Source organism: Escherichia sp. WS568 (genome assembly GCF_046486085.1).
Lineage (GTDB): Bacteria > Pseudomonadota > Gammaproteobacteria > Enterobacterales > Enterobacteriaceae > Escherichia > Escherichia coli.
Genome location: NZ_JBJQMC010000004.1, coordinates 283,888 through 291,819, shown reverse-complemented (window position 1 = coordinate 291,819; position 7,932 = coordinate 283,888). Strand labels below are relative to the sequence as shown.

Sequence of the window (7,932 nt, the reverse complement as noted above, 5' to 3'; positions counted from 1 at the left end):
ACCAGCTAGGGATCGTCGCCTAGGTGAGCCGTTACCCCACCTACTAGCTAATCCCATCTGGGCACATCCGATGGCAAGAGGCCCGAAGGTCCCCCTCTTTGGTCTTGCGACGTTATGCGGTATTAGCTACCGTTTCCAGTAGTTATCCCCCTCCATCAGGCAGTTTCCCAGACATTACTCACCCGTCCGCCACTCGTCAGCAAAGAAGCAAGCTTCTTCCTGTTACCGTTCGACTTGCATGTGTTAGGCCTGCCGCCAGCGTTCAATCTGAGCCATGATCAAACTCTTCAATTTAAAAGTTTGATGCTCAAAGAATTAAACTTCGTAATGAATTACGTGTTCACTCTTGAGACTTGGTATTCATTTTTCGTCTTGCGACGTTAAGAATCCGTATCTTCGAGTGCCCACACAGATTGTCTGATAAATTGTTAAAGAGCAGTTGCGACGCGGCCTTCAGCTCACTGTCGTGAGGTGGCGTATATTACGCTTTCCTCTTTCAGAGTCAACCCTGAATTTCAGGATTTTTCTCTTCAACCGAACCGGCTGTTTGTGTGAAGTGATTCACATCCGCCGTGTCGATGGAGGCGCATTATAGGGAGTCGTTTCAGGAAGACAAGCGGAAAAATGCATTTTTATTTCAACCGCTCATCTTTTAATCATTACGCCGGTTTTTGCTGCTTTTTTATCGCTTGCGGCAGGTCTGCCAGGCTATTTAACACCCAATCCGCCGCGTTTTCTGCTTCAGGCGTAACAGGTTTACCCGTACGCACCAGCACTTTTGTTCCCACGTTCGCCGCAGCCGCTGCCTGCATATCTTCTAATTTATCGCCCACCATATAAGAAGCGGCCATATCAATATGCAAATAATCGCGTGCCGATAAAAGCATCCCCGGATGTGGTTTGCGGCAGTCGCAGACCTGGCGAAACTCTTCAACACTACCCTGCGGATGATGCGGGCAATAATAGATACCATCCAGATCGACATCGCGGTCCGCCAGCGACCAGTCCATCCACTCGGTCAGCGTTTCAAACTGTGCTTCAGTAAATTTACCGCGAGCAATGCCAGACTGGTTGGTTACTACCACCAGCGCAAAGCCCATTTTTTTTAGCTCGCGCATGGCGTCAATAACACCGTCGATAAATTCAAAGTTGTCGATCTCATGGACATAGCCGTGATCGACATTAATGGTGCCATCACGGTCAAGAAAAATTGCGGGTACGCTCTTCGCCACCTTTTATAGCTCCTTAATAAGGCATGTGACGCTAGTATCGCATGTTTCGACCTGCAAGAAAGTGCTCTTCGCATAAACCTGATTGATTTAGACGTCTGGATGCCTTAACATCCATTTCATTGACGGCGTTGCCCGTTCCAGGCATTCGAAATGCCACGACTAACTTAATGACGATAATAAATAATCAATGATAAAACTTTCGAATATCACCAAAGTGTTCCACCAGGGCACCCGCACCATCCAGGCGTTAAACAACGTCAGCCTGCATGTGCCAGCTGGACAAATTTATGGCGTTATCGGTGCCTCAGGCGCGGGTAAGAGTACACTTATACGTTGTGTAAACCTGCTGGAGCGCCCAACCGAGGGTAGCGTGCTGGTTGATGGCCAGGAGCTGACCACGCTGTCAGAATCTGAGTTGACTAAAGCTCGCCGCCAGATTGGTATGATTTTCCAGCATTTTAACCTGCTCTCTTCGCGTACTGTTTTTGGCAACGTGGCTCTGCCGCTGGAGCTGGACAACACGCCGAAAGACGAAATCAAACGTCGCGTGACGGAATTGCTGTCATTGGTTGGTCTTGGTGATAAGCATGATAGCTATCCGTCGAACCTTTCTGGTGGGCAGAAACAGCGTGTGGCGATTGCCCGTGCGTTAGCCAGCAATCCTAAAGTATTGCTGTGTGATGAAGCCACCAGCGCGCTGGACCCGGCAACGACACGTTCTATTCTCGAACTGCTGAAAGACATCAACCGCCGTCTGGGTTTGACGATTCTGTTGATCACTCACGAAATGGACGTTGTGAAGCGCATTTGTGATTGCGTGGCGGTGATCAGCAATGGCGAACTGATCGAGCAGGACACGGTAAGTGAAGTGTTCTCGCATCCGAAAACGCCGCTGGCGCAGAAGTTTATTCAGTCGACCCTGCATCTGGATATCCCGGAAGATTACCAGGAACGTCTGCAAGCGGAGCCATTCGCTGACTGCGTGCCGATGCTGCGTCTGGAGTTTACCGGTCAATCGGTCGATGCCCCACTGCTTTCTGAAACCGCGCGTCGTTTCAACGTCAACAACAACATTATTAGCGCGCAGATGGATTACGCCGGTGGCGTTAAGTTCGGCATCATGCTGACTGAAATGCACGGCACACAACAAGATACGCAAGCCGCCATTGCCTGGCTGCAGGAACACCATGTAAAAGTAGAGGTACTGGGTTATGTCTGAGCCGATGATGTGGCTGCTGGTTCGTGGCGTATGGGAAACGCTGGCAATGACCTTCGTATCCGGATTTTTTGGGTTTGTGATTGGTCTGCCGGTTGGCGTCCTGCTTTATGTCACGCGTCCGGGGCAAATTATTGCTAACGCGAAGCTGTATCGTACCGTTTCTGCGATTGTGAACATTTTCCGTTCCATCCCGTTCATTATCTTGCTGGTATGGATGATTCCGTTTACCCGCGTTATTGTCGGTACATCGATTGGTTTGCAGGCAGCGATTGTTCCGTTAACCGTTGGTGCAGCACCGTTTATTGCCCGTATGGTCGAGAACGCTCTGCTGGAGATCCCAACCGGGTTAATTGAAGCCTCCCGCGCAATGGGTGCCACGCCAATGCAGATCGTTCGTAAAGTGCTGTTACCGGAAGCGTTGCCGGGTCTGGTGAATGCGGCAACTATCACCCTGATTACCCTGGTCGGTTATTCCGCGATGGGTGGTGCAGTCGGTGCCGGTGGTTTAGGTCAGATTGGCTATCAGTATGGCTACATCGGCTATAACGCGACGGTGATGAATACGGTACTGGTATTGCTGGTCATTCTGGTTTATTTAATTCAGTTCGCAGGCGACCGCATCGTCCGGGCTGTCACTCGCAAGTAACGTTCAACACAACATAAATAATTGAAGAAGGAATAAGGTATGGCGTTCAAATTCAAAACCTTTGCGGCAGTGGGAGCCCTGATTGGATCACTGGCACTGGTAGGCTGCGGTCAGGATGAAAAAGATCCAAACCACATTAAAGTCGGCGTGATTGTTGGTGCCGAACAGCAGGTTGCAGAAGTCGCGCAGAAAGTTGCGAAAGACAAATATGGCCTGGACGTTGAGCTGGTCACCTTCAACGACTATGTTCTGCCAAACGAAGCATTGAGCAAAGGCGATATCGACGCCAACGCCTTCCAGCATAAACCGTACCTTGATCAGCAACTGAAAGATCGTGGCTACAAACTGGTCGCAGTAGGCAACACTTTTGTTTATCCGATTGCAGGTTACTCCAAGAAAATCAAATCACTGGATGAACTGCAGGATGGTTCGCAGGTTGCCGTGCCAAACGACCCAACTAACCTTGGTCGTTCACTGCTGCTGCTGCAAAAAGTGGGCTTGATCAAACTGAAAGATGGCGTTGGCCTGCTGCCGACCGTTCTTGATGTTGTTGAGAACCCAAAAAATCTGAAAATTGTTGAACTGGAAGCACCGCAGCTGCCGCGCTCTCTGGACGACGCGCAAATCGCTCTGGCAGTTATCAATACCACCTATGCCAGCCAGATTGGCCTGACTCCAGCGAAAGACGGTATCTTTGTCGAAGATAAAGAGTCCCCGTACGTAAACCTAATCGTAACGCGTGAAGACAACAAAGACGCCGAAAACGTGAAGAAATTCGTCCAGGCTTATCAGTCTGACGAAGTTTACGAAGCAGCAAACAAAGTGTTTAACGGCGGCGCTGTTAAAGGCTGGTAATATTTAGGCTGTTTCCACAATTTGTAATATCATTCAGGACGGGCGCTTGCCCGTCTTGTCATTTTTACAAGCGCCTGATTCAATATTGACGTTTTGATCATACATTGAGGAAATACTATGCGTGCTTTACCGATCTGTTTAGTAGCACTCATGCTAAGCGGCTGTTCCATGTTAAGCAGATCCCCTGTCGAACCCGTTCAAAGCACTGCACCCCAGCCGAAAGCGGAGCCTGCAAAACCGAAAGCGCCGCGCGCCACGCCGGTCCGAATTTATACCAATGCAGAAGAATTAGTCGGCAAACCGTTCCGCGATCTCGGTGAAGTCAGTGGCGACTCTTGCCAGGCCTCTAATCAGGACTCTCCGCCGAGCATTCCAACCGCACGTAAGCGGATGCAAATCAACGCCTCGAAAATGAAAGCCAATGCGGTATTACTGCATAGCTGCGAAGTCACCAGCGGTACGCCAGGCTGCTATCGTCAGGCTGTATGTATCGGTTCTGCGCTTAACATCACGGCGAAATGAGCAGTTTCCAGTTCGAGCAAATAGGCGTTATTCGCTCGCCCTATAAAGAAAAATTCGCCGTTCCGCGCCAGCCAGGTCTGGTAAAAAGCGCCAACGGCGAACTGCATCTCATTGCTCCCTACAACCAGGCCGACGCCGTTCGCGGCCTGGAAGCGTTCAGCCATTTATGGATCCTTTTCGTCTTTCATCAAACGATGGAAGGCGGCTGGCGTCCAACTGTGCGTCCGCCTCGTCTTGGCGGTAATACCAGAATGGGTGTTTTCGCTACGCGCTCCACTTTCCGCCCTAACCCGATTGGTATGTCGCTGGTAGAGCTGAAAGAGGTTGTTTGCCATAAAGATAGCGTGATTCTGAAGCTCGGCAGTCTGGATCTCGTCGATGGTACGCCGGTAGTGGATATCAAACCGTATCTCCCCTTTGCTGAATCGCTTCCCGATGCCAGTGCCAGCTATGCGCAAAGTGCGCCAGCGGCAGAAATGGCGGTGAGTTTTACCGCAGAGGTCGAAAAGCAGCTTTTGACGCTGGAGAAGCGTTATCCGCAGTTAACGCTGTTTATCCGCGAAGTACTGGCGCAGGACCCGCGCCCGGCCTATCGTAAAGGTGAGGAAACGGGCAAAACCTATGCCGTCTGGCTGCATGATTTTAACGTTCGCTGGCGCGTCACCGACGCAGGTTTTGAAGTCTTTGCGCTGGAACCGCGTTAAATTCACGCCCTTCTCTTTTGACATTTCTTTTGCACTGGTAAACTAAATCACTTTTTTTGTCCCAGGCTCGCCTTGAGCCTGTTCTACCTTCCAACTGGAACCGTAACAACATGCGTACTAGCCAATACCTGCTCTCCACTCTCAAGGAGACACCTGCCGACGCCGAGGTGATCAGCCATCAGCTGATGCTGCGCGCCGGGATGATCCGCAAGCTGGCCTCCGGGTTATATACCTGGCTGCCGACCGGCGTGCGCGTTCTGAAAAAAGTCGAAAACATCGTGCGTGAAGAGATGAACAACGCCGGTGCGATCGAGGTGTTAATGCCGGTGGTTCAGCCATCTGAACTGTGGCAAGAGAGTGGTCGTTGGGAACAGTATGGCCCGGAATTGCTGCGTATTGCTGACCGTGGTGACCGTCCGTTCGTACTTGGCCCAACTCATGAAGAAGTGATTACCGACCTGATTCGTAACGAGCTGAGCTCTTACAAACAGCTGCCGCTGAACTTCTATCAGATCCAGACCAAGTTCCGCGACGAAGTGCGTCCGCGTTTCGGCGTCATGCGTTCCCGCGAATTCCTGATGAAAGATGCTTACTCTTTCCATACTTCTCAGGAATCCTTACAGGAAACCTACGATGCAATGTATGCGGCCTACAGCAAAATCTTCAGCCGCATGGGGCTGGATTTCCGCGCCGTACAGGCCGACACCGGTTCTATCGGCGGTAGCGCCTCTCACGAATTCCAGGTGCTGGCGCAGAGCGGTGAAGACGATGTGGTCTTCTCCGACACCTCTGACTATGCAGCGAACATTGAGCTGGCAGAAGCTATCGCGCCGAAAGAACCGCGCGCTGCTGCTACCCAGGAAATGACGCTGGTTGATACGCCGAACGCGAAAACCATCGCGGAACTGGTTGAACAGTTCAATCTGCCGATTGAGAAAACGGTTAAGACTCTGCTGGTTAAAGCCGTTGAAGGCAGTAGCTTCCCGCTGGTTGCGCTGCTGGTGCGCGGTGACCACGAGCTGAACGAAGTTAAAGCAGAAAAACTGCCGCAGGTTGCCAGCCCGCTGACTTTTGCGACCGAAGAAGAAATTCGTGCCGTGGTTAAAGCCGGTCCGGGTTCACTGGGTCCGGTAAACATGCCGATTCCGGTGGTGATTGACCGTACCGTTGCGGCGATGAGTGATTTCGCTGCTGGTGCTAACATCGATGGTAAACACTACTTCGGTATCAACTGGGATCGCGATGTCGCTACCCCGGAAATTGCTGATATCCGTAACGTGGTGGCTGGCGATCCAAGCCCGGATGGTCAGGGTACGCTGCTGATCAAACGTGGTATCGAAGTCGGTCACATCTTCCAGCTGGGTACCAAGTACTCCGAAGCACTGAAAGCCTCCGTACAGGGTGAAGATGGCCGTAACCAAATCCTGACGATGGGTTGCTACGGTATCGGTGTAACGCGTGTGGTAGCAGCGGCGATTGAGCAGAACTACGACGAACGCGGCATCGTATGGCCTGACGCTATCGCGCCGTTCCAGGTGGCGATTCTGCCAATGAACATGCACAAATCCTTCCGCGTACAGGAACTTGCTGAGAAACTGTACAGCGAACTGCGCGCACAAGGTATCGAAGTGCTGCTGGATGACCGCAAAGAGCGTCCGGGCGTGATGTTTGCTGATATGGAACTGATCGGTATTCCGCACACTATCGTGCTGGGCGACCGTAACCTCGACAACGACGATATCGAATATAAATATCGTCGTAACGGCGAGAAACAGTTAATTAAGACTGGTGACATCGTCGATTATCTGGTGAAACAGATTAAAGGCTGATGCCAGAAAGGGTCCTGAATTTCGGGGCCCTTTTTTACATGGATTGTATAAAATGGATAAACCAAAGGCGTACTGCCGCCTGCTTCTCCCCTGCTTTCTTTTACTTTCGGCCTGTACCGTTGATATCAGCCAGCCAGACTCATCAGCCACAGCGGTAAATGCCGAGGCGAAAACATGGGCTGTTAAATTCCAGCATCAAAGCTCTTTCACCGAACAATCAATAAAAGAAATAACAGAACCAGATCTCAAACCCGGCGATTTGCTTTTCTCCTCAAGCCTTGGGGTAACCTCATTTGGTATCCGCGTATTCAGCACTTCCTCTGTGAGTCACGTTGCAATCTATTTGGGAGATAATAACGTTGCCGAAGCGACAGGCGCTGGCGTCCAGATTGTTTCACTTAAAAAAGCCATGAAGCATAGTGATAAGCTTTTCGTCTTACGAGTCCCGGACCTTACCCCGCAACAAGCCACAGAAATCACCGCGTTCGCCAATAAAATCAAAGATAGCGGTTATAACTATCGCGGCATTGTCGAATTTATTCCATTTATGGTGACTCGCCAGATGTGCTCACTGAATCCGTTCTCCGAGGATTTTCGCCAACAGTGCGTCAGCAGCCTGGCGAAAGCGCAGTTAAGTAACGTTGGCGAAGGAGACAAAAAGTCGTGGTTTTGTTCGGAATTTGTCACTGATGCATTTGCCAAATCCGGGCATCCGCTTACGCTGGCGCAATCGGGCTGGATTAGCCCTGCCGATCTGATGCATATGCGTAGTGGTGATGTCTCTGCATTTAAACCAGAAACGCAGTTACAGTATATTGGGCACCTGAAGCCAGGGATTTATATTAAAGCAAGTCGCTTTGTTGGACTGACTCAGTGATAAAAGCCAGCCTCGTGCGCAAAATGCCGGATGCGGCGTGAACGCCTT

The 7,932-nt window shown here is 51.0% G+C and carries 8 protein-coding genes and 1 rRNA gene; 7 read left to right on the top strand and 2 right to left on the bottom strand.

Annotation, left to right across the window (positions count from 1 at the left end):
* Together ACJHWR_RS07015 and gmhB are read right to left on the bottom strand one after the other, a co-directional pair.
* A 16S ribosomal RNA gene (locus ACJHWR_RS07015) occupies window positions 1–294 on the bottom strand; the annotation flags it as partial.
* A 365-nt stretch (window positions 295–659) separates the two neighbouring features.
* Window positions 660–1,232: a D-glycero-beta-D-manno-heptose 1,7-bisphosphate 7-phosphatase gene (gmhB, locus tag ACJHWR_RS07010; protein WP_001140178.1), complete on the bottom strand. Its 573-nt coding sequence runs from the start codon at window positions 1,230–1,232 to the stop codon at window positions 660–662.
* A 187-nt stretch (window positions 1,233–1,419) separates the two neighbouring features.
* On the opposite strand from gmhB, the gene metN reads away from it, so the two are divergent.
* The 7 genes from metN to ACJHWR_RS06975 all read left to right on the top strand — a co-directional run bounded on the left by metN (window position 1,420) and on the right by ACJHWR_RS06975 (window position 7,884).
* The gene (gene metN, locus ACJHWR_RS07005; RefSeq protein ID WP_000593991.1) at window positions 1,420–2,451 is read left to right on the top strand and encodes a methionine ABC transporter ATP-binding protein MetN; all 1,032 of its coding nucleotides are present in this window, start codon (window positions 1,420–1,422) and stop codon (window positions 2,449–2,451) included.
* Window positions 2,444–3,097 (top strand): methionine ABC transporter permease MetI, encoded by a 654-nt coding sequence (locus ACJHWR_RS07000; RefSeq protein WP_001294600.1) that lies wholly within the window; start codon window positions 2,444–2,446, stop codon window positions 3,095–3,097. Before metN ends, ACJHWR_RS07000 begins: the two co-directional genes overlap by 8 nt.
* 39 nt (window positions 3,098–3,136) lie before the next feature.
* Window positions 3,137–3,952 carry a methionine ABC transporter substrate-binding lipoprotein MetQ gene (gene metQ, locus ACJHWR_RS06995; RefSeq protein ID WP_000874226.1) on the top strand — a complete coding sequence of 272 codons (816 nt, stop codon included), beginning with the start codon at window positions 3,137–3,139 and terminating at the stop codon, window positions 3,950–3,952.
* A 117-nt stretch (window positions 3,953–4,069) separates the two neighbouring features.
* A complete protein-coding gene (gene rcsF / locus ACJHWR_RS06990) occupies window positions 4,070–4,474 on the top strand; it encodes an Rcs stress response system protein RcsF (RefSeq protein ID WP_001202329.1) in 405 nt (134 codons plus the stop codon).
* The gene (tsaA, locus tag ACJHWR_RS06985; protein ID WP_000094026.1) at window positions 4,471–5,178 is read left to right on the top strand and encodes a tRNA (N6-threonylcarbamoyladenosine(37)-N6)-methyltransferase TrmO; all 708 of its coding nucleotides are present in this window, start codon (window positions 4,471–4,473) and stop codon (window positions 5,176–5,178) included. The genes rcsF and tsaA overlap by 4 nt, the downstream gene beginning before the upstream one ends.
* A 110-nt stretch (window positions 5,179–5,288) precedes the next feature.
* Window positions 5,289–7,007: a proline--tRNA ligase gene (gene proS / locus ACJHWR_RS06980; protein ID WP_001260694.1), complete on the top strand. Its 1,719-nt coding sequence runs from the start codon at window positions 5,289–5,291 to the stop codon at window positions 7,005–7,007.
* 52 nt (window positions 7,008–7,059) lie between these two features.
* On the top strand, window positions 7,060–7,884 hold the full coding sequence (locus ACJHWR_RS06975) for a YaeF family permuted papain-like enzyme (RefSeq protein ID WP_000360456.1): 825 nt from the start codon (window positions 7,060–7,062) through the stop codon (window positions 7,882–7,884).
* The last annotated feature ends 48 nt before the right edge of the window (window positions 7,885–7,932 follow it).

What these genes read in the sequence shown, in the direction of transcription:
- metQ (WP_000874226.1), top strand. Translation starts at nt 3,137, where the DNA reads ATGGCGTTCAAATTCAAAACCTTTGCGGCAGTGGGAGCCCTGATTGGA.
- ACJHWR_RS07000 (WP_001294600.1), top strand. Translation starts at nt 2,444, where the DNA reads ATGTCTGAGCCGATGATGTGGCTGCTGGTTCGTGGCGTATGGGAAACG.
- tsaA (WP_000094026.1), top strand. Translation starts at nt 4,471, where the DNA reads ATGAGCAGTTTCCAGTTCGAGCAAATAGGCGTTATTCGCTCGCCCTAT.
- rcsF (WP_001202329.1), top strand. Translation starts at nt 4,070, where the DNA reads ATGCGTGCTTTACCGATCTGTTTAGTAGCACTCATGCTAAGCGGCTGT.
- metN (WP_000593991.1), top strand. Translation starts at nt 1,420, where the DNA reads ATGATAAAACTTTCGAATATCACCAAAGTGTTCCACCAGGGCACCCGC.
- ACJHWR_RS06975 (WP_000360456.1), top strand. Translation starts at nt 7,060, where the DNA reads ATGGATAAACCAAAGGCGTACTGCCGCCTGCTTCTCCCCTGCTTTCTT.
- proS (WP_001260694.1), top strand. Translation starts at nt 5,289, where the DNA reads ATGCGTACTAGCCAATACCTGCTCTCCACTCTCAAGGAGACACCTGCC.